16 protein-coding genes are annotated in these 20,213 nt (G+C 72.7%); 8 read left to right on the forward strand and 8 right to left on the reverse strand.

Annotated features, from left to right (window positions below; all coding sequences use genetic code 11):
- The first annotated feature begins 179 nt into the window (after nucleotides 1–179).
- Nucleotides 180–1,211 (forward strand): phosphatidylinositol-specific phospholipase C domain-containing protein, encoded by a 1,032-nt coding sequence (locus AB0924_RS27215; RefSeq protein WP_358935550.1) that lies wholly within the window; start codon nucleotides 180–182, stop codon nucleotides 1,209–1,211.
- 91 nt (nucleotides 1,212–1,302) lie between these two features.
- Nucleotides 1,303–1,857: a GH25 family lysozyme gene (locus AB0924_RS27220; protein WP_358935548.1), complete on the forward strand. Its 555-nt coding sequence runs from the start codon at nucleotides 1,303–1,305 to the stop codon at nucleotides 1,855–1,857.
- A 15-nt stretch (nucleotides 1,858–1,872) separates the two neighbouring features.
- On the opposite strand, the gene AB0924_RS27225 is transcribed toward AB0924_RS27220, so the two are convergent.
- Both AB0924_RS27225 and AB0924_RS27230 read right to left on the reverse strand, forming a co-directional pair.
- Entirely contained in the window at nucleotides 1,873–2,559 is a 687-nt protein-coding gene (locus tag AB0924_RS27225) for an NAD(P)-binding domain-containing protein (protein WP_358935546.1), read from the reverse strand.
- A 164-nt stretch (nucleotides 2,560–2,723) separates the two neighbouring features.
- Nucleotides 2,724–2,936, reverse strand: coding sequence for an EF-hand domain-containing protein (locus AB0924_RS27230; protein WP_358935701.1), 213 nt, complete (start codon nucleotides 2,934–2,936; stop codon nucleotides 2,724–2,726).
- Between the two features lie 232 nt (nucleotides 2,937–3,168).
- Here AB0924_RS27230 and AB0924_RS27235 point away from each other — a divergent pair, with 232 nt between their 5' ends.
- Nucleotides 3,169–3,801 carry a GNAT family N-acetyltransferase gene (locus AB0924_RS27235; protein ID WP_358935543.1) on the forward strand — a complete coding sequence of 211 codons (633 nt, stop codon included), beginning with the start codon at nucleotides 3,169–3,171 and terminating at the stop codon, nucleotides 3,799–3,801.
- An 11-nt stretch (nucleotides 3,802–3,812) separates the two neighbouring features.
- On the opposite strand, the gene AB0924_RS27240 is transcribed toward AB0924_RS27235, so the two are convergent.
- From AB0924_RS27240 to AB0924_RS27265, 6 genes are all read right to left on the reverse strand, one after another.
- Complete coding sequence (locus tag AB0924_RS27240) at nucleotides 3,813–4,997, reverse strand: beta-propeller fold lactonase family protein (RefSeq protein WP_358935541.1); 1,185 nt, start codon at nucleotides 4,995–4,997, stop codon at nucleotides 3,813–3,815.
- The gene (locus tag AB0924_RS27245) at nucleotides 4,997–5,797 is read right to left on the reverse strand and encodes a polysaccharide deacetylase family protein (RefSeq protein WP_358935539.1); all 801 of its coding nucleotides are present in this window, start codon (nucleotides 5,795–5,797) and stop codon (nucleotides 4,997–4,999) included. The genes AB0924_RS27240 and AB0924_RS27245 overlap by 1 nt, the downstream gene beginning before the upstream one ends.
- A gap of 95 nt (nucleotides 5,798–5,892) precedes the next feature.
- Nucleotides 5,893–6,513, reverse strand: a complete 621-nt coding sequence (locus AB0924_RS27250; RefSeq protein ID WP_358935537.1) for an ATP-binding protein — start codon at nucleotides 6,511–6,513, stop codon at nucleotides 5,893–5,895.
- A gap of 182 nt (nucleotides 6,514–6,695) precedes the next feature.
- Nucleotides 6,696–7,463 carry an enoyl-CoA hydratase-related protein gene (locus tag AB0924_RS27255; RefSeq protein WP_359553201.1) on the reverse strand — a complete coding sequence of 256 codons (768 nt, stop codon included), beginning with the start codon at nucleotides 7,461–7,463 and terminating at the stop codon, nucleotides 6,696–6,698.
- A 199-nt stretch (nucleotides 7,464–7,662) separates the two neighbouring features.
- Nucleotides 7,663–8,907, reverse strand: a complete 1,245-nt coding sequence (locus tag AB0924_RS27260; RefSeq protein WP_358935533.1) for an Ig-like domain-containing protein — start codon at nucleotides 8,905–8,907, stop codon at nucleotides 7,663–7,665.
- A 157-nt stretch (nucleotides 8,908–9,064) separates the two neighbouring features.
- The gene (locus AB0924_RS27265) at nucleotides 9,065–10,288 is read right to left on the reverse strand and encodes an Ig-like domain-containing protein (protein WP_358935531.1); all 1,224 of its coding nucleotides are present in this window, start codon (nucleotides 10,286–10,288) and stop codon (nucleotides 9,065–9,067) included.
- 243 nt (nucleotides 10,289–10,531) lie between these two features.
- Between AB0924_RS27265 and glgX the strand changes: the two genes are divergently transcribed.
- The 5 genes from glgX to AB0924_RS27290 all read left to right on the forward strand — a co-directional run bounded on the left by glgX (nucleotide 10,532) and on the right by AB0924_RS27290 (nucleotide 20,095).
- A complete protein-coding gene (glgX, locus tag AB0924_RS27270) occupies nucleotides 10,532–12,778 on the forward strand; it encodes a glycogen debranching protein GlgX (RefSeq protein ID WP_366912775.1) in 2,247 nt (748 codons plus the stop codon).
- A gap of 128 nt (nucleotides 12,779–12,906) precedes the next feature.
- Nucleotides 12,907–14,712, forward strand: coding sequence for an ABC transporter ATP-binding protein (locus AB0924_RS27275; protein WP_358935527.1), 1,806 nt, complete (start codon nucleotides 12,907–12,909; stop codon nucleotides 14,710–14,712).
- Entirely contained in the window at nucleotides 14,709–16,574 is a 1,866-nt protein-coding gene (locus AB0924_RS27280; protein WP_358935525.1) for an ABC transporter ATP-binding protein, read from the forward strand. The genes AB0924_RS27275 and AB0924_RS27280 overlap by 4 nt, the downstream gene beginning before the upstream one ends.
- Before the next feature lie 27 nt (nucleotides 16,575–16,601).
- Entirely contained in the window at nucleotides 16,602–18,335 is a 1,734-nt protein-coding gene (locus tag AB0924_RS27285; protein WP_358935523.1) for an ABC transporter ATP-binding protein, read from the forward strand.
- Nucleotides 18,332–20,095 carry an ABC transporter ATP-binding protein gene (locus tag AB0924_RS27290; protein WP_366912776.1) on the forward strand — a complete coding sequence of 588 codons (1,764 nt, stop codon included), beginning with the start codon at nucleotides 18,332–18,334 and terminating at the stop codon, nucleotides 20,093–20,095. The genes AB0924_RS27285 and AB0924_RS27290 overlap by 4 nt, the downstream gene beginning before the upstream one ends.
- Nucleotides 20,096–20,213: the final 118 nt, after the last annotated feature.

Consider the following 20,213-nt stretch of genomic DNA (forward strand, 5'->3'; position numbering starts at 1 on the left):
CGACGGCCGGCCACCACCGCAACCGCGCCGGCCGACGATCCGCAGCAGTTCGTCCTGCGCCCGCAGATCGGCCCGCACGCCCGCGCTCACGGGAATGATGTTCCTCCAGGGGCTACCCCGCGGTAACCGCGCGCTTCTACGCTTCCGCCAACTTGACCGCACTACAGGGGAGTTGGCGGATGCGCGGAGCGAGACGGGTGGTGGCGTCCGTCGGGGCCGCCGCGGTGCTGGCGATGGGGGCGGGCAACGCGCAGGCGGAGGTGCCCAAGTTCTCCGGGGTCACGGCGATCGGGACGCACAACGCGTACGAGAAGGACAAGTACCCGTACTTCGCGCAGGCGCTGGACTCGGGGGCCTCGCTGCTCGAACTGGACGTGTACGTGGACAGCCTGAGCCACCGGTGGCGGGTCAGCCACAGCAACCCGCTCGGCAACGACAACAACTGCGAGGCCGCGAAGAGCCCGGACGAGCTCTACGGCAAGAGCCGCAACCAGGATCTCGGCGGTTGCCTGGACAACATCGCGGCCTGGAACCGGCTCCACCCCGATCACCCGCCGATCGTCATCAAGGTGGAGATGAAGGTGGGCTTCAACGACCGGGCCGGGATGGGCGCGGACGAGTTCGACACGCTGGTGTCGCGCAAGCTCGGCGGCAGCGTGTTCCGGCCGGCCGACCTGCTGGGCGGCTCGTACCCCACCCTGGACGCGGCCGCCAGGGCGGACGCCTGGCCCTCCCGGGACGCCATGCGGGGCAAGTTCCTGTTCGAGCTGATCCCGGGCACGGTGGAGCAGTCCAACCCGTTCGACCACTACTGGACGGACAAGGAGTACGGCGACCACCTGCGGGACCTGTCCGCGGCCGGGCGGATCTCCGAGGCCCAGGCGTTCCCGGCGGTGCTGGGCGCCGAGAACGGGGACCCGCGCGCCGGCCGGTACGACGCCTGGATCCGGCCGTGGTTCGTGTTCTTCGACGGGGACGCGGCGACGTACGTGAACAAGGGCTACGACACCTCGTTCTACTCCGCGAACCACTACATCCTGATCACCACGGGTGCCGACGGGGTGTCCCCCGCGATCTCCTCGACCGACCCCACGGCCGCCGAAGTCGCCGCCCGGCTCGCCCTGCTGGCCGAGAACCACGCCAGCGTCATCACCTCCGACTGGGCAGCCGAGCCGGCCTCGGTACTGGGCTCGGTGACGACCCGGGGCTGACGCGGCACAGCGGACCCGCGGATCTCTCGTGCCGGACGGGGCATATATGAGTCGACTCCTGAAACCCCACGGCACCCCAGGGGGGTCCCCCATGCTGCACGGCATCGACGTGAGCGCGTACCAGTCCTCGTCCTACGGCACGGACGGCCTCTCCTTCGTCTTCATCAAGGCGACGGAGGGGCGTTCGTACGTCAACCCCCGGCTCTCCGCGCAGACCAGGCACGGCCGCGACGCGGGACTGGTCGTCGGCTACTACCACTTCCTGTGGCCGGGGCACATCACCGCCCAGGCCGAGTACTTCGTCCGGCACGCACCGGAGAAGGCGGGCGAACTGCTCGCCGTCGACTGGGAGACCACCAGCGAGGGCAACCACGCGAGCAACGCGGAGAAGGACCAGTTCATCCGGACGGTGAAGCAACTGCGCCCGCACAACAAGGTGCTGCTGTACACCAACCGGGACTACTGGCTGAACAAGGACCGCACCTCGTACGCCGGGGACGGCCTGTGGATCGCCGACTACGTGAGCGCGGGCCACCCCCGCATCCAGGCCAAGTGGCGCTTCCACCAGTACAGCAGCGAACCCCACGACAAGGACGTGGCCGCCTTCGCGGACAAGGCCGCCCTGCGGAAGTGGGCCACGCCCTGACGATGCCGTGGGCGGTCAGCCGCGGAAGGCCGCCGGCCGCTCGGGGGACGCCTCCGCGAGGGCCTTGCGGACCGCTTCGGCACCCGCCCGCAGGCCGTAGACCGGGGTGTCCGGCTGCTGGCGCCAGGAGTCGTCGATGCCACCCGCGTCGACCGTGTCGAAGCCCAGCTCGTCGATGAGGCCGCGGACGGTCCGCTTGGCGGCCTGGTCGTCACCGGCGACCGGCAGCGCCATCCGCTCGGGGTCACCGGCCGGCCGGGGGCGGTCCAGGATGTCCTGGGCGTAGGTGCCGTTGAACGCCTTGATCACGGGGTGCCCGAGGTGCCGCTCGGTCCAGCGGCTCTCGGTCAAACCCTCGTCCTCGATACCGGCGATCCGGCCGTCCCGCTCCCGCGGGTAGTAGTTGCCGGTGTCGATCACGGCCACGCCCTCGGCGGCGCCGGACAGCAGGCCGGAGGGGAGGCCGGGGACCGCCTTCAGGGGCACGGTGACCACGACGACCTCGGCGCCCTCGGCGGCCTCCTCCGCCCGTACCGCCGTCGCGCCGGTCTCCTCGGCCAGTGCCTTCAGGGTCTCGGGACCCCGGGAGTTGGCCACGGACACCTCGTGCCCGAGCGAGGTGAGCCGCCGGGTCAGATTGCCGCCGATGTTGCCCGCGCCGATGATGCCGATCTTCATGACAGACCTTCCCAGTCCATGCATGTGCATGCTTCTGACGTGGGCGACAACCCCGGGCGGCGGCGGGCTATTCCGGCCGGTACGGCAAATGGGGGTACGCGCGCGCCGGTGGCCGGGGCCGGGGATCGGTGGGGCCTACGACGAAGGGGGTGCCGTCCCGCTGCGGGACGGCACCCCCTTCGGGCACGTCACTTGCCCAGGTAGGCCCAGAACTCGTCGAACGACAGGACCTTGTCGCCGTTGAGGTCGCGGGTCCGGATGACGGCCTCCGCCACCGTGTCGGTGACGTTCCAGTCACCCCCCTGGGCGAGGGCGGACTTGAACTCCGCCGCGGTGATGAAACCGTCACCGTCCGCGTCGATCCGCTGGAACTGCTTGCGTGCTTCCTCGATGTCCGCCACCGATCCGCCCCTTATGTTCGTGTTGCTCATGCCCTGCTGGCGTACTGACGCTGGTCAGATTAACGGTCCGTGTGCGCCTCCAGTGCGGCGACCACCCAGGCGCAGTCCTCCCCGCGGGCGGAGGGGCCGGTGGCCCGCGCCCGGCCCGCCGATGGTGAGAAGTCCGGTGCCGTCGTCGATCACGTCTGCGAGTCTGGGCCTTTCAGCCGGTGGAGACTCGAGGAGCGGTGGGTTGCGGACCCTGCGGAACATACTGGACGCGGCGGCGCGCGGGGTGTTCCCGCCGGCCGACGGCCGTACGACGGTCGTGCCGCAGCACGGGGCGCGGGACGCCGGGGTGCTGGCCTTCACCGCGCACTCCGTCGTCTTCACGGACGAGGACCCGCGGTGGGTGCGCGAGACGCTGGACGCCGTGGACTGCGATCCGCTGTCCACGGCGCTGCACCCCGTCTTCCTCGCCGCTTTCCTGGCCCGTACCGGGCGCCGGGCCGAGACCGTCGACGCGCTGCTGGTCGGATCGCCCCTGCCCGGCGCGCCGCCGCTCGCGCTGACGGAGATCGAGGACGCCGGCCATCCGCGCATCGCCTACGCCCGCCGCCGGCGCGACGAGGTGCGGGCGTGGACGGCGGACGGCGGGGTGCTGGTCATGGGGCGCGGGGTCGGCGGGCGGCTGGAGGTGGGCGTCGAGGTGGACGAAGGGGCGCGGCACCGGGGGCTGGGCCGGACCCTGGTGACGGCGGCCCGGCATCTGGCGGCGGAGCCGTTGTGGGCGCAGACGGCGCCGGGGAACGCCCGCAGCATGCGGGCGTTCCAGGCGGCCGGCTATCGCGTGGTGGGCGCGGAGGCGCTGCTGCTGGCCCCTTGACGGGCCCGGGCTCAGCGGAAGACGCCGGTGTGGCCGAGGGAGTAGCGGCCCGGCTGGGGGTAGACGGCGAGTCCGTGCGGGCCGCTGCCGACCTTGATGCGGGCCAGTTCGGTGCCGGTGCGGGTGTCGATGGCGTACACCTCGGCGTTGTAGCGGCCGGAGAGCCAGAGCACCTTGCCGTCGGCCGAGACCCCGCCCATGTCGGGGCTGCCGCCACCGGGCAGGTGCCACTTCTTGGTGAGCCGGTTCTGCGGGAAGTCGAAGACGGAGATGGAGCCCTCGCCGCGGTTGGAGACGTACATCTCGCGGGAGTCGCGGCTGACGTACAGTCCGTGCGCGCCCTTGCCGGTGGCGAGGAACGCCGGCTTGCCGAAGGTGTCGCCGTCCAGAACCCAGACGCCGTTCGCCACCATGTCGGCGATGTAGAACCGCTTGCCGTCGGGCGCGACCTTCACGTCCTGCGGCATGGCGCCGTTCACGGCCAGCTTCTGTTCGCCGATGACCTCCATCTTCGCGGTGTCGACCTTGAGCAGCTCGCCGCTGAACTCGCAGGAGACGATGAAGTAGCGGCCGTCGATGGAGAAGTCGGCGTGGTTGACGCCGGCGCAGTCGACCGGGACGGCCTTGACCTGCTTCATGGTGTGCGCGTCGCGGAAGACCAGGTGGCGGTCCTTGGAGGCCATGACGACGGCGTACTTGCCGTCGGGCGTGAAGTACAGGTTGTACGGGTCGTGCACGTCGACCGGCTTGCCCGCCTTGCCGGTCCTCGGGTCGATGGGGGTGAGGGAGTTGCCGAGGTCGTTGTTGACCCACAGCGTCCTCAGGTCCCAGGAGGGCACGACGTGCTGCGGCTGGCGGCCCACCGGGATCGTCTCGATGATCTTGTACGTCTTCGGGTCGATGACCGTGACGGTGTCGGAGTTGGTGTTGGGGACGTAGACCCGGGAGGGGAAGCCCTCGACCACCGGGGAGAGCCTGCCCGGGCGATCGGCGGCGTAGATGTCGGTGGGGTCCTCCACCGGCGGCATCCCCGGCAACACGTCCACCTGCGGCTTCCTCACCTGCGGTCGGACCGGCGCCTTGCTGGCGATGGCCTCGTTCTCGCGGTGCTGGGAGCCGCCGCACGCGGACAGCAGGGTCAGGGCGGTGAGGGCGGCTCCGGCGGCCAGCAGGCGGGCGGCTTTCGTGGTTCGCATCAGCTCAGCAGCTCCGTGGTGGTGACCGCGCGCAGTCCGCGGCGGTCGAGTTCGTGGAGTACGGCGGGGAGGGCGGTGACCGTGCCGGGGTAGCCGAAGTGCAGGCTCACCACCGAGCCGGGGCGCACCTCGGCCGCGACCTTGCGGGTGATGGCGTCGGCGCCGGGCCGGGTGTAGTCGAGCGAGTCGACGTCGTACGACAGCACGTGCGGGTAGCCCGCGGCGCGGGCCAGTGCGGCGACCTCCGGAGAGGCGGTCGGGGAACGGGACGGCCGGAACCAGGTGCCGATGGATCCGGTGAGCCGCTCGAGCCGGTCCGCGCAGTCGGTGATCTCCCTGCCCGCGGCGGCCGGTGACATGGCGTTGACGGCGATGTGCCGCTGGGTGTGGTTGCCGAGGTCGTGGCCGCCGTCGAGGATGCGGCGGGCGAGGTCGGGGTGCTCGTCCAGCCAGGTACCGACGGCCAGCACGGTCAGCCGGGCGCCGTGCCGTTCGGCCGTGCCGAGCAGGGAGGTGGCGAGTTCCGGGTCGCCCTGCCCGTGGAAGGTGAGGGCGACCCCGGGGCGGCCGCGCGGGCCGTGGGTGATCTGGGCGGGCTGCCCGGGATAGGAGCGGGGGGCGGGGGCGGTTCGGGAGGTGGCCGCGGGGTGGCCGGACGCGCGGGCGGACGGGTCGGCGGAGGCGGTGGCGCTCGGTTCGGCCGGGGCGCCCGCGCAACCGGCGGCGAACGCGCCCCCGGCGACGAGCCCGGCGCCCGCACGCAGCACCTCGCGACGGTTGGTCGTGGTCACCCGCACCATTTAAGGGGGGAAGGGTAAGAAAACGCCCGATTGGCCCGATCGGAGGAGGATGTCGGGTCGCCCCGGCCGAGCGGGGGGCGGCGGTCGCGCCGGCCTCAGCGGCCGGGCTCGCGCTCGGCGACGCGCATCTCGAACCAGGTGGTCTTGCCGCGCGGCAGCAGGTCCACACCCCAGCGGTCGGCCAGTTTGTCCACCAGGAACAGGCCGCGGCCACTGACGTCCAGCTCCTGAACCGGCATCAGGCAGGGCAGTCCGCGGGAGGGATCACGGACCTCCACGCGGATCCAGCCGCGACGCCGGCGCATCCGCAGGCCGAAGACCCGGGCCCCGGTGTGCCGTACGGCGTTGCCGACGAGCTCGGAGACCAGCAGGACCGCGTCCTCGGTCATCTTGGGGGTGAGCCCCCAGTGCCGCAGGACGACGACCTGGGCCAGCCGGCGCGCGGTGGCCGCGGACTCCGGGCGGGACGGCAGCGGCACCTCCGACTCCGTCGGGTTGCCGAACAGTTCGAGCGCCTTGAGCGCCCGTTCGTCCTCGACCGCGGGCGACCAGCGCGCCGCGGGCGCACGGCTGTGTCCCCGCGGCTGTCCGATGCCCTCCAGCCCCGCCATGCCCCCATGATGGCCGTCCGGGGCCGTCTCCGTGGGCGTTCCGGAGGAATACACCCCCTGCGCGCTCCCGTCCCGCGTCGGCCCTCCGGCATATGCCGAAGGCATTACAGGGTCGACGAAAGCCCGTCCGACCTGCGGAGACGACTCACTTTCGGGCAATCGTCAGGCTCCCTCGACGAGGCAGACTCAAGTGGAGTCAAGGCTCCCATGAACCGCCCCATCGAGGGACCCGGATCAGACAACGTGTCAATTGCAAGAGTGTGTGCGGCAGTTCACACCCCCGGAGGTCACAGGAACTTGGCCTTGCCCGGCCCCTCCTCCACGAAGCTGCGCATGCCGCGCTCGCGGTCCTCGGTGGCGAACAGGCCCGCGAACCAGTTGCGTTCGACGGCGAGACCGGTGTCGATGTCGGTCTCCAGACCGGTGTCGACGGCCTCCTTCGCCGCGCGCAGCGCGATCGCCGGCCCCTGCGCGAGCCTCGCCGCCCACGCGTGCGCCTGCTCGTACACCTCGGCGGCCGGGACGACCCGGTCCACCAGGCCGATGGCGAGCGCCTCGTCGGCCTTCACCTGGCGGCCGGTGAAGATCAGGTCCTTCGCCTTGGAGGGGCCGACCAGCCGGGGCAGGCGCTGGGTGCCGCCGGCGCCCGGGATCAGGCCGAGCAGGATCTCGGGCTGGCCCAGCTTGGCGTTCTCCGCGGCGATGCGGAAGTCGGCACAGAGGGCCAGTTCGCAGCCGCCGCCGAGCGCGTAGCCGGTGATGGCCGCGACGACGGGCTTGGGGATGCGGGCGACGGCGGTGAAGGAGTCCTGCAGGGCGCGGGCGCGCAGGACCATCGCGGTGTGGTCCATGGCCTGCATCTCCTTGATGTCCGCGCCCGCCGCGAACACCCGCTCGCCGCCGTAGATCACCACGGCGCGCACGTCCTCGCGGCGCGTGGCCTCCTCGGCGAGCTCCTTCAGCCGGTCCTGCGTGGCCACGTCCAGCGCGTTCATCGGCGGCCGGTCCAGGCGGATGGTTCCGACACCTTCGGCGACTTCGAGATTCACGGTCATGCCGAGCAGGTTAACGGGGACTAACGGCGGTTGACGCGGTGCGGTCCGTCACAACCGGCCGGGGTCCGGGGGTCGCAGGCGCCAGGAAGGGGCGCGGGGAACTGCGCGACCAGCCACAGCGCCCCCGCGCCCGGAGGCGGGCCGGTGGCCCGGCCTCTCACCGCGGCGGAAAGCCCTCACCGCGGCGGAGAGCCGGAACTCACTTCTTCCAGTCCTCCCACGACATGTTCCAGCCGTTGAGCCCGTTGTCCGGGGCCACCGTCCGGTCGTGGGAGCGCTTCACGACGACCACGTCGCCGATGATCGAGTGGTTGAAGAACCAGGCCGCCGGCACACCCTTGTCGTAGCCGCCGCGCACATCGCGCAGACCGACGCAGCCGTGGCTGGCGTTGTAGTTGCCGAAGGCGCCGCCACCCCAGTAGTTGCCGTGGATGAAGGTGCCGGAGTTGGTCAGGCGGATGGCGTGCGGGACGTCCTTGATGTCGTACTCGCCGCCGTAGCCCACGGTCTCGCCGTTCATGCGGGTCACGGTGAGCTTCTCGCTCATGACCATCTGGCCGTTCCAGGTGTCGTAGCCGGGCTTGCCGGTGGTGACCGGGATGGTCTTGACGACCTTGCCGTCCTGGGTGACCTTCATCGTGTGCTTCTTGGCGTCCACGACGGACACCTGGTTGCGGCCGACGGTGAACTTCACGGTCTTGCGCTGCTTGCCGTAGACGCCGTCGCGGCCCTCGACACCGTCGAGGTTGAGGTCGACGGTGACCTTGGTGCCTTCCTTCCAGTACTTCTCCGGGCGGAAGTCCAGGCGGTCGTTGCCGAACCAGTGGCCCTCGACGTCGACGGCCGGCTCGGTCCTGATGCTGACGGCCTTCTCGACGTCCGCCGGGTTCGTGATGCCCCGGGTGAAGCGGACGGAGAACGGCATGCCCACGCCGACGGTCGAACCGTCCTCGGGGGTGAAGTATCCGACGAAGGTGTTCCGCGGGGTGAGCGTGGTGAAGCTGGAGTCCTCGGCGGCCTCACGGCCGGCGGAGTCCTTCGCGACCGCGTGCACGCTGTACTTGGTGCCGGCGGCCAGGTGGGTCGACGGCTTCCAGGCGGCACCGTCACCGGTGACGGCACCCTCGACCTTCGCGCCCTTGGCGTCCTTGACGGTGACCTCGGTCAGCTTGCCCTTGGCGACGCTCACCTTCAGGGCGCCGCTGGTGTCGACGCCGGTGGCGCCGGACTTGGGCGAGATGCTGACGGCGGCCGTGGACTGCTCGCCCTGCCGCGTGCCGGAGCCCGCGTCCTTTCCGTTGCCGGATCCGGACCCGGACTTCGTGTCACCGCTCCCACCGCACGCGGTGACGGCCACGAGCAGGGCGCCGGATATCAGCACCAACCCCTTGCGGCCGAACCCCCGGCCCCCCACCGATGCCCCCGATATCGGCCGCACGATCACCTTGCACTCCCCTCGCCGGGCCAGGTCAGGCCCGCTCCCCACCACATTTGGTGTGCGCATGGTAACCGGAGGAATTCGAGCGGGGAGTCGGCCGAAGGTCACCGTTCCGTCGCAACTTCAACCGACCGCCGCGGCCCGAAACCCCGGCCCGTTCAGCTCACTTGACGGCACTGCCCGCTTTCCACTCCTTCCATGCCATGTTCCACCCTCCGAGCCCGTTGTCGGGAGATACCGTTTTGTCCTTGCTGTTGACGACCTCGACGACGTCACCGATGAGGCTGCGGTCGAAGAACCAGCCCGCGGGCGTGTCCGAGCCGCCACCCTTGACGTCCCGGAGCCCGACGCAGCCATGACTGACGTTCACGTTGCCGGGGGCGTCCGGCGACCAGTAGTTGCCGTGCAGGAAGGTGCCGGAGTCGGTGAGCCGCATGGCGTGCGGGACGTCGGGGATGTCGTACTCGCCGCCGAAGCCGACCGTCCGGCTGTTCATGCGGGTGACCTCGAGCATCTCCATGACCACCATCTTCCCGTTGTAGGTGGTGGTCTTCGGGGCGCCCGCGGTGATCGGCACGGTGGCCAGCAACTGCCCGTCGCGCCGCACCTCCATCATGTGCCGGGCCGCGTCCACCAGGGAGACCTGGCCGCGGCCGACGGTGAACGTGAACGTCTTGTCCTGAAGGCCGTAGACGCCGGGCGCGCCCTCCACGTCCCGGAGGCCGAGGTCGACGGTGACCTCGGTGCCGGGCTTCCAGTAGCGCTCGGGACGGAAGTCGAGCCGGTCCTTGCCGAACCAGTGCGGGCGGATCTCCACCGGCGGGTTCGCGCTCACGCGCACGGCCCGCTCGACGGCGGCGCGGTCGGTGATCTCCCGGTTGAAGGAGAGGGAGACGATCATCCCGGTGCCGACGGTGGCCCGGTTCTCGGGGGTGACGTAGCCGATGAACCGCTCGTCGGGCACATACGTGGTGAACGTGGCGTGCCGGGCCGAGCGGCGGCCCTCGGAGTCGAGGGCGACCGCGTCGACGGTGTACTTGGCGGCCAGCGCCAGCCGTTCGCCGTCCGGTTCCCAGCCCAGCCCGTCGGCGGTGATGTGCCCCGGAACCGGGGCGTCCTGTGCGTCCTGGGACATCACGACGTTCACCTTCTCCAGGCGCCCGTCGGACACCCGGACCCGTAGCCGCTCTCCGGGCCGGACGGCGGTACTGCCGTCCTCCGGGGTGACCCGGATGGCGTCCTTCGGGGCCGGCGGTCCGCCGAGCATCCGGTCGATGTCCAGACCACCGGAGCCGCCCGCGGTGCAGCCGGCCAGCAGTCCCACCCATGTCAGTACGGCGGCCAGCGCGGCCCCCGCGCGCCGTGCGCGTCCTTGTGCGTGCCTCACGCAGGACTCAACGAGCGGGCACGCTCCGGGGAAACGTGAGTGCGACGCCCGGGCTGGGCAGAACAGTGGGGAGGACGACACGAAGGGGAGCCTTCGCCCGCGGGGGAAGGCTCCCCCAGCCCGCGTCGGAGCCGCCGGGGCGCAGCCGTACCGGGCGGCCGGGCGTGCGCCTGCGCGCGCGCCCGGCCGTTCGGCGCGGCGCGCTGCGCCCCGCGGGCGAGCCACTGAAAGAGGGGCCGACTGGTGACGAGCGCAGCCGAGCAGCGGGCACGGGCCGAGGAGCCGGCCGCCGGGAGCGGGCCGGCGGCGGCCGCGGTGAGCGGCGCCCGTCGCGGCGTGCCGCCCGCGCCGCCCGTGTGGCCCGGTGCGCCGACCCCGCTGGGGGCCCGGTTCCGGGTCGGCCCGGACGGGGTCGCGGGCACCAACTTCGCGTTGTGGGCGGCCGGGGCGGAGGCGGTGCGGCTGTGCCTGTTCGACGAGCGCGGCCGGGAGACGCAGGTTCCGCTGACCGAACTGACGCACGAGATCTGGCACGGCTTCGTGCCCGGCGTGATGCCCGGGCAGCGCTACGGCTACCGCGTGCACGGCCGCTGGGACCCGTGGACCGGTGCCCGCTGGAACCAGGCCAAGCTGCTGCTCGACCCGTACGCGCGCGCGGTGGACGGGGAGTTCCGTCTGCCGCCGGAGGTCTACGGGCATGTCCGGGACTGGCCGGAGCAGCATGTCGCCGACACCGTCCGCGACGACCGGGACTCCGCGCCGCACGTCCCCAAGGGCGTCGTCGTCCATGACGACGACGACTGGTCCGACGACCGCCGCCCCAAGACGCCGTGGGCGGACTCGGTCATCTACGAACTGCACGTGCGCGGCTTCACCAGGCTGCACCCCGGCATCCCCGAGGAGCTGCGCGGCACCTACGCCGGGCTCGCCCACCCGGCGGCGGTCGAGCACCTCACCGGGCTGGGTGTCACGGCCGTGGAACTGCTCCCCGTGCACCAGTTCGCGCACGAGGACCACCTGCTGCGCCGGGGCCTGAGGAACTACTGGGGCTACAACTCCATCGGCTACTTCGCCCCGCACGCGGCGTACGCGGCCTCGGGGACGACGGGCGGCCAGGTCGGCGAGTTCAAGCGGATGGTCCGCGCGCTGCACGCGGCCGGCATCGAGGTCATCCTCGACGTGGTCTACAACCACACCGCCGAGGCGGGCGAACTGGGGCCCACGCTCTCCCTGAAGGGCATCGACAACCGGGGCTACTACCGGCTCCAGCACGACGCCCGCCGGTACGCCGACTACACCGGCTGCGGCAACACCCTGCACGTGGTCCAGCCCCAGGTGCTGCGCCTGATCACGGACTCGCTGCGCTACTGGGTGACCGAGATGGGCGTGGACGGCTTCCGCTTCGACCTCGCGGCGGCGCTGGCCCGCTCGATGCACGACGTCGACATGCTGTCCCCCTTTCTGGCGGTCATCGCCCAGGACCCGGTACTGCGCCGGGTGAAGCTGATCGCCGAACCGTGGGACATCGGCTCGGGCGGCTACCAGGTGGGCGCCTTCCCGCCGCTGTGGACCGAGTGGAACGACCGCTACCGGGACACCGTGCGGGACTTCTGGCGGCATGCGCTGCCCGACGTGAGGGAGATGGGCTACCGGCTGTCCGGCTCCAGCGACCTGTACGCCTGGGGCGGCCGGCGCCCCTACGCCTCCGTCAACTTCGTCACCGCGCACGACGGTTTCACCCTGCGCGACCTGGTCTCGTACGGCGGCAAGCACAACGCGGCCAACGGCGAGGGCAACCGGGACGGCGCCGACGACAACCGCTCCTGGAACTGCGGGACGGAGGGGGAGACGGACGACGAGCGGATACGGGCGCTGCGGCGCAGGCAGTTGCGGAACCTGATGACGACCCTGCTGCTGTCCACCGGTGTGCCGATGCTGGTCGCCGGTGACGAACTGGGCCGCACCCAGCGCGGCAACAACAACGCCTACTGCCAGGACAACGAGATCGGCTGGCTGGACTGGTCCCTGCTGGACGACCCCGCCTGGCGCTCCCTGTACGAACTGACCTCCCGGCTGATCGCCCTGCGCCACCGCCATCCGGTGCTGCGCCGCCGGGCGTTCTTCTCCGGGCGCGCCCACTCGGCGGCCGGGCTGCGCGATCTGGCCTGGTTCACCCCGCGGGGCGAGGAGATGACCGAGGGCGACTGGTACGCCCCCGCCGCCACGCTTGGCATGTATCTGTCCGGTCAGGACATCCCGGGCCGGGACGAGCGGGGCGCGCCGGTCCTGGACGACAGCTTTCTCGCGGTGCTGCACGCCGGGGACCGTCCTACGGCCTTCGTGCTGCCGGGGCCGCCGTGGGCGGAGCGTTACGAGGTCGTGGTCGACACCTCGTACGAGGAGCAGTCCGAGGCGCCGGGCACGGTCCACCCGGCGGGCACGGCGGTCACGGTACCCGCCCGGTCGGTGCTGTTCCTGAGGGCGGGGTGAGCACCGGCCGGGCGCGGCCCCGGCGGGGTCCGGCCGGCCGAAGCCGCAGGTCGTAGGTCCAGCGGCGGAGCCGGGTCCGGCCAAAACTCGGTGGGCGATGTCAGTGGCGATCCGTAGGCTCACTCCTGATGCCCACGACACGTGCAACCACCGCAGAAGAAGTCCGCCCCGAGCGGTCGGCCGTCCGCACCCTGCTGCGCCTGTGGCCGTACGTGCGGCCCGTGCGGGCGCGGCTGTTCACGGCCGCGTTCGTCGCGATAGTGGCCTCCTGCGTGGGCCTGGTGATCCCGCTGGTGCTGAAGTGGATGGTCGACGGCCCGGTCGCCGACCGGACCCCGGCGGGCGTCTGGCTCGGCGCGCTGTGCCTGCTGCTGCTCGGCATCGCCGAGGCGGTCCTGTTCGGCATAAGACGCTGGCTGGTGGCCCGGCCGCTGTCGCACGTCGAGGCGGAGCTTCGGGCGGCCCTGTACCGCCGGCTGCAACGGCTGCCCGTGTCCTTCCACGACCGGTGGGCGTCCGGCCAGCTCCTCTCCCGGGCCACGACCGATCTGATGCTGCTGCGCATGTTCCTGGCGTTCCCGCTGACCTTCCTGCTGGTCAACGGCGTGACGATCCTCGTCGGTGTGGTGATCATGCTGATGCAGGACTGGGTGCTCGGCCTGATCGTCCTCGGGCCCGCGATTCCGGTGCTGTGGACCTGCGTGGTCTTCGAGCGGCGCTACGCCGAGGTGGCGCGGCGCGCCCAGGACCAGGTCGGCGATCTGACCACGGTCGTCGAGGAGAGCGTGCTCGGCATCCGCATCATCAAGGGCTTCGGCCGGCACCGCAGCCAGGCGCGGGCGTTCCACGAACTGTCGGGCCGGCTGCGCGGCACGGAACTGCGCAAGGCGCGGCTGCTGGCCACCATCTGGGGCGTCATCGTGACGCTCCCGGAGCTGGCGATCGGTGCCGCGCTGGTGGTCGGCGCGCTGCAGGTGGCCGACGGCGAGCTGTCCGCGGGCACGCTGGTCGCCTTCCTGAGCACGGCGCTCGCGCTGCGCTGGCCGGTGGACTCCATCGGCTTCCTGCTGGCCATGAGCCAGGAGGCGGCGACCGCCACCGAGCGGTACTTCGAGGTGATGGACGAGGAACCGGAGAGCGCCGGGGCGTCCGCGGTCGGCGCAGGCGCCGGGTCCGAACCCGGACTGCGCTTCCACGACGTCCGGTTCCGCTACCCCGACGCGCCCCCGGACTCCCCGCCCCTGCTCGACCGCATCGACCTGCACATCCGCCCCGGTGAGTCCATGGCGCTGGTCGGGGCCACCGGCAGCGGCAAGACGACCCTGACCGCGCTCGTCCCACGGCTGCACGAGGTGACCTCGGGGCGCATCAGCCTGAACGGCGTGGACATCGCCGCCATGCCCCGTGAGGAGCTGCGCGCCAGGGTCGCCGTGGCCTTCGAGGAACCCACGCTGTTCTCGGCGTCCGTCGGCGAGAACGTGCTGATGGGCGCGGCGGACGGCGCCGGCGAGGCGGACCTGGACCGGGCGCTCGCGGTGGCCCAGGCCGATTTCGCGCACGCGCTGCCGCAGGGCACCGGCACCCAGGTCGGCGAGCAGGGGCTGAGCCTGTCCGGCGGGCAGCGCCAGCGCCTGGCCCTGGCCCGCGCGGTGGTCGGCCGGCCTGAGTTCCTGGTGCTGGACGACCCGCTGTCCGCGCTGGACGTGCACACGGAGGCAGCAGTGGAGGCCGCGCTGCGGCAGGTGCTGGCGGACACCACCGCGCTGATCGTGGCCCACCGGCCGTCCACGGTGCTGCTCGCCGACCGGGTCGCCCTGCTGTCGGGCGGCCGGATCGCCGCCGTCGGCACCCACCAGGAACTGCTGCGCACGAACGCCGAGTACGCGCACCTGATGTCGGGCGCTGCGGCCGGGGACCGGGAGGACCACCGATGACCAGCACGACGACCGCCGCCCCGGCCACGGAGGACGACGACCGGCCACCACGGGCGCGGGACACCGGCGACGGCGACCCGTTCGACCACGACGTCCTGCCCGCCCCGCCCGGTGCGACGGCCGCGCTGCTGCACTCGCTGCTCGCGCCCATGAAGTCCCGGGTCGCCGTCACCACGCTCCTGCTGCTGCTCCAGCAGGCGGCCGTGCAGGCGGGCCCGCTGCTGGTGGCGTACGCCCTCGACAACGCCGTTCCGGCGTTCCGGGACCACGACCACGGGCCGCTGATCGCGGTGGGCGCCGGCTATCTGCTGTGCGCGCTGCTCTCCGGCGGACTGCAGTTCGCGTTCATCGAGGCCTCCGCGCGGGTCAACCAGGACGTGCTGCTGGCCCTGCGGGGCCGGATCTTCCGGCACGCGCAGGCCCTCAGCGTCGACTTCCACGAGCGGTACACGAGCGGCCGCCTGATCTCCCGCTCCACGACGGACGTCGAATCGCTGCGCGAGCTCCTCGACGAGGGGCTGCAGGAGCTGGTGACCGTCGTGCTGTCCTTCGTCTACATCGCGGCGATGCTGCTGTGGCTGGATCTAGGCCTCGGCGCGGTCGCGGTGGCCTCCTTCGTGCCGCTGTACCTGCTGGTGCGGATGTACCAGCGGCGCGCGGGACGGGTGTACCGGGCGCGGTCCACGGCCATCGCGTCGGTGATCGTGAAGTTCGTGGAGACGATGAACGGCATCCGCCCGGTGCGCGCCTTCCGCCGGGAGGCGGCGAACGACGCCGAGTTCGCCGTGCTGAACCAGCGGCACGAACGCACCAACGGCGACGCCCTGCTGGAGATGGCCCGTTACGTGGTCGGCTCCCGCCTGGTGGCCAACACCGCGGTCGCCGGGATCGTGCTGTGGGGCGCCTACCGGGTGGCGTCCGGCTCGCTGGAGCTGGGTGTGCTGGCGGCGGCCGTGCTGTACCTGCGGCGGCTGTACGACCCGATCGACCGGCTCGGCATGTTCCTGAACTCCTACCAGTCCGCGGCCGCGTCCCTGGAGAAGATCGCCGGGCTGCTGGCGCAGACGCCGTCCGTGCCGGAGCCGTCGGAGCCGCGCGAACTACCGGCTCCGAAAAGCGAGTTCCCGGGCCGCGAGGTGGTCTTCGACGGGGTCCGCTTCGCCTACCGCACCGGCGGCGAGGTGCTGCCCCGCTTCGATCTGACGCTGCCGGCCGGGCAGACCGTCGCCGTCGTCGGCTCCACGGGCGCCGGCAAGTCGACGCTGGCCAAGCTGCTCGCCCGGTTCTACGACCCGTCCGACGGGCGGGTGCTGCTCGACAGGGTCGACCTGCGCGAACTGGGGACGCCCGAGCTGCGGCGCGGGGTCGTCATGGTGACGCAGGAGGCGTTCCTGTTCTCCGGTACGGTGGCGGACAACATCGCGATCGGCCGGCCCGAAGCCACGCGGGAGGACATCGAGCGGGCCGCGAAGGCGATCGGCGCGCACGAGTTCATCAGCGCCCTGCCCGACGGCTACGACACGGACGTCCGCAAGCGCGGCGGCCGCATCTCAGCCGGACAGCGCCAGCTCGTCGCGTTCGCCCGCGCCTTGCTGGCCGATCCGGCGGTCCTGATCCTGGACGAGGCGACCAGTTCCCTGGACGTGCCGGGCGAGCGCGCCGTGCAGCGGGCCATGGCCACGGTGCTGCGCGGCCGTACCGCCGTGGTGATCGCGCACCGGCTGTCGACCGTGGAGATCGCCGACCGGGTGCTGGTGATGGAGCACGGCCGGATTGTCGAGGACGGCAGCCCGGGCGAACTCATCGCGGGCACCGGCAGGTTCGCCGATCTGCACAAGGCGTGGCGGGACAGTCTGGCGTAGCGGGACGGACGGGACGGGGGCGGCAGGTTGATCGACGCGTACGAGGATCCGGGCACACCGGACATCCGCGGCGGCTGGCACTTCCTGGGCTGGCTGGTGCTGCGCCAGCAGGTGCGGTCGCTGGTGGGCGCGCTGCTGGGCAGCGTGTGGATGGTGCTGATGGCCGCGCAGCCGTATCTGATGGCGCGGGCGGTGGACGACGGTCTGGTGCCCGGCCGGACCGGGGTGCTGGCCGCGTGGGCCGGCGTGATGCTGGTGGTCGGCGGGGTGAACTCCTGGGTGAGCATCATGCGGCACCGCACCATGACCCGGGTGCGGATGGACGCCAACTTCCGCACGGTGAAGCTGGTCGTGGAGCACGCGGCGCGGCTGGGGGCGGCGCTGCCGCGCCGGGCCGGGGCCGGGGAGGTCGTCACCATCGGGGTCGGTGACGTGCAGACCATCGCGCAGGCGCTGACCGTGGTCGGGCCCGGGGTGGGCTCGCTGGTGGTCTACGTGGTGGTGGCCGGGGTGCTGCTGTCCATCTCGGCGCCGCTCGCCGCCGTGGTGCTGCTCGGGGTGCCGGTGATCGCGCTGCTCACCGGGCCGCTGACACTGCGGCTGCAGGGCGCGGAGGGCGAGTACCGGGAGCGCCAGGGCGTGCTGGCGGCCCGTATCGGGGATCTCGCGGGCGGGCTGCGGGTCCTCAACGGCTTCGGTGGCAAGGGGCTGTTCGCGGACGCCTTCCGCCGGGACTCGCAACGGCTGCGCGCCCAGGGGTACCGGGTGGGGGCGGTGGCGAGCTGGGTGCAGGCGCTGGGCATGGGCGTGCCCACGCTGTTCCTGGCGGTGGTGACCTGGCTGGCGGCGCGGCAGGCGGCCGAGGGCGGCATCAGCATCGGTGAGCTGGTGTCGGTGTACGGCTATGTCGCGGTGCTGATCGTGCCGGTGGCGTTCTTCATCGAGCTGACCTACCAGCTGAACCGGGGTGTGGTGGCGGCCCGCCGGGTGGTGGCGCTGCTGCGGCTGGAGCCGGAGCCGGACGAGGGCTCGCTGCCCGCGCCGGACGGTCCGGCCGAACTGCACGACCCGGCGTCCGGGGTGCGGGTTCCGGCCGGCCGGCTGGTCGTGCTGGCCGCCGCGCGTCCCGCCGAGGCGGCGGCGGTGGTGGACCGGCTCGGCCGGTACGGGGCGACCGACGCCACCTGGGGCGGGGTCCGACTGGACGCGGTGCCGCTGGCCGAGGTGCGGTCCCGGATCCTGGTCGCCGACAACGAGGCGGACCTGTTCGCCGGGCCGCTCAGGGAGACGGTGGCCACCGCGGAGCCGGCCGATGAGGCCGCGCTGCGCCGGGCGGTGTACGCGGCCGCCGCCGAGGACGTCGTACGGGGGCTGCCGGACGGTCTGGACTCGGCCGTCGCCGGGCAGGGCCGCAGCCTCTCCGGCGGCCAGCGGCAGCGGATCCGGCTGGTGCGGGCGCTGCTGGCCGACGCCGAGGTGCTGCTCGCCGTGGAGCCGACCTCGGCGCTGGACGCGCACACGGAGGCCACCGTCGCACAGCGGCTGCGGACGGCGCGCGAGGGCCGTACGACGGTGGTGACGAGCACTTCGCCACTGGTGCTGGACCGCGCGGACACGGTGCTGTTCCTGTCCGACGGCAAGGTGGCGGCCGGCGGCCCGCACCGGCGGCTGCTGGCCGAGGAGCCGGGCTACCGGGCGCTGGTGGCGCGCGACGTCGAGAACACCGAGAGCACGGAGAACACCGAGGAGGCCGTACGGTGACGGCGGGCGAGGGGCTGCTGCCGGTCGCGGACCGGGCCGGGGTACGGCGGGCGACCCTGCGGCTGGTGCGGGCCGACGGGCGGGCGTTCACCGCCGCGCTGGTGCTCAACGCGCTGGCGGCCGCGGCGGGGCTGGCCGGGCCGTGGCTGGTCGGGCGGATCATCGACGAGGTCCGGGCGGGGCACGGGGTGGACGCGGTGGACGGGCCCGCGCTGCTGATCCTGGTGTGCGCGCTCGCCCAGTTGCTGCTGGCGCGCTGGGCGCGGTACGTGGGGCACCGGTTCGGGGAGCGGACGCTGGCCCGGGTGCGCGAGGAGTACGTCGACCGGGTGCTGGCGCTGCCCGCGTCGGCGGTGGAGCGGGCCGGCACGGGTGATCTGACCGCGCGTGGCACGGCCGATGTGGCGACGGTCGGCACCACCCTGCGGGACGTCGGCCCGGAGCTGCTCGTCAGCACCGTGCAGGCGCTGTTCGTGCTGGGCGCGGTGTTCGCGCTCGATCCGCTGCTGGGCCTGTTCGGCGTGGTGTGCCTGACGCCCATCTGGCCGGCGCTGCGCTGGTATCTGCGCCGGGCCCGGGACGGTTACCTCGCCGAGGGCGCGGCCAACTCCGAGGTGGCCGAGATCGTGGCGTCGACGGCGGCCGGGGCCCGCACGGTCGAGGCGTTCCGGCTGCGCGGGCGGCGGATCACCGCGAGCCGGGACGCGCTGGAGCGGTCCCGCCGGGCCCGCTTCCACACCCTCTACCTGCGGACCGTGTTCTTCCCGGCGGTCGAGGTGACGTACACCGTCCCCGTGGTGGGCGTGCTGCTGCTCGGCGGCTGGCTGCACCAGCGCGGGGCGGTGGGGGTCGGCGCGGTGGTGGCGGCGGCCCTGTATCTGCGGCAGTTCACGGAGCCGCTGGACCAGATCCTGATGCGGGTGGAGCAACTGCAGAGCAGCGGCGCCTCGTTCGCACGCGTGGAGGGTCTGGCGCGGGCCCCCCGGACGGATCCGGGAGCCGCCTGCCCGGCCCCGGGGGACGACCGGATCGACGTGCGCGGGGTGCGGTACGCCTACGAGCGGGGCGGTGAGGTGCTGCGCGGGGTGGACCTGACGGTGCGGCCGGGTGAACGGCTGGCCGTGGTCGGCCCGTCCGGCGCCGGGAAGACGACCCTCAGCAGACTCCTCGCGGGCATCGACACCCCCGGAGCCGGCTCGGTGACGGTCGGCGGGGTGCCCATCGCGTCCCTGGAACCGGAGCTGCTGCGCCGCCAGGTCGTCCTGGTCACCCAGGAGCACCACGTGTTCCTCGGCACGGTCCGGGACAACCTGCTGATCGCCGAACCGGACGCCACGGACGACGCGCTGTGGGCGGCCCTGACCGCGGTGGGCGCCGACGACTGGGTGCGTGGCCTGCCCGCCTCGCTCGACACCGTGCTCGGGCCGAACGGCCACCCCACCGACGGCTCGCGGGCCCAGCAGCTGGCGCTGGCGCGCGTGGTGCTGGCCGACCCCCACACCCTGATCCTCGACGAGGCCACGGCCCTGCTCGATCCCGGCACCGCCCGCCACGCCGAACGCGCCCTGGCCGCGGTCCTCGAGTCCCGTACGGTCATCGCCATCGCCCACCGCCTTCACACCGCGCACGACGCGGACCGGGTGGCCGTGATGGAGGACGGCCGGCTCAGTGAACTGGGCACGCACGAGGAGCTGGTGCGGGCGGACGGTGCGTACGCGTCCCTGTGGCGGACCTGGCACGGGGACGCCGCGGCGGACTGATCCGGCGGGACGCGGGCGGCCCGTGACGGTACGTACGGCTGCACGGCCGCGCCCCGCACGGCCCGCGTCCCCGCACGGCCCGCGTCCCCGCACGGCACGGCCGGGGACGCGTCCCTGC

The sequence above is a fragment of the Streptomyces sp. NPDC047869 genome (assembly GCF_040704065.1).
Lineage (GTDB): Bacteria > Actinomycetota > Actinomycetes > Streptomycetales > Streptomycetaceae > Streptomyces.

Bases quoted from the DNA above. Each gene is read 5' to 3' on its own strand.
- AB0924_RS27215 (WP_358935550.1), top strand. From the start codon at position 180: ATGCGCGGAGCGAGACGGGTGGTGGCGTCCGTCGGGGCCGCCGCGGTG.
- AB0924_RS27220 (WP_358935548.1), top strand. From the start codon at position 1,303: ATGCTGCACGGCATCGACGTGAGCGCGTACCAGTCCTCGTCCTACGGC.
- AB0924_RS27225 (WP_358935546.1), bottom strand. From the start codon at position 2,559: ATGCATGGACTGGGAAGGTCTGTCATGAAGATCGGCATCATCGGCGCG.
- AB0924_RS27240 (WP_358935541.1), bottom strand. From the start codon at position 4,997: ATGCGAACCACGAAAGCCGCCCGCCTGCTGGCCGCCGGAGCCGCCCTC.
- AB0924_RS27245 (WP_358935539.1), bottom strand. From the start codon at position 5,797: ATGGTGCGGGTGACCACGACCAACCGTCGCGAGGTGCTGCGTGCGGGC.
- AB0924_RS27250 (WP_358935537.1), bottom strand. From the start codon at position 6,513: ATGCCTTCGGCATATGCCGGAGGGCCGACGCGGGACGGGAGCGCGCAG.
- AB0924_RS27255 (WP_359553201.1), bottom strand. From the start codon at position 7,463: ATGACCGTGAATCTCGAAGTCGCCGAAGGTGTCGGAACCATCCGCCTG.
- AB0924_RS27275 (WP_358935527.1), top strand. From the start codon at position 12,907: ATGCCCACGACACGTGCAACCACCGCAGAAGAAGTCCGCCCCGAGCGG.
- AB0924_RS27280 (WP_358935525.1), top strand. From the start codon at position 14,709: ATGACCAGCACGACGACCGCCGCCCCGGCCACGGAGGACGACGACCGG.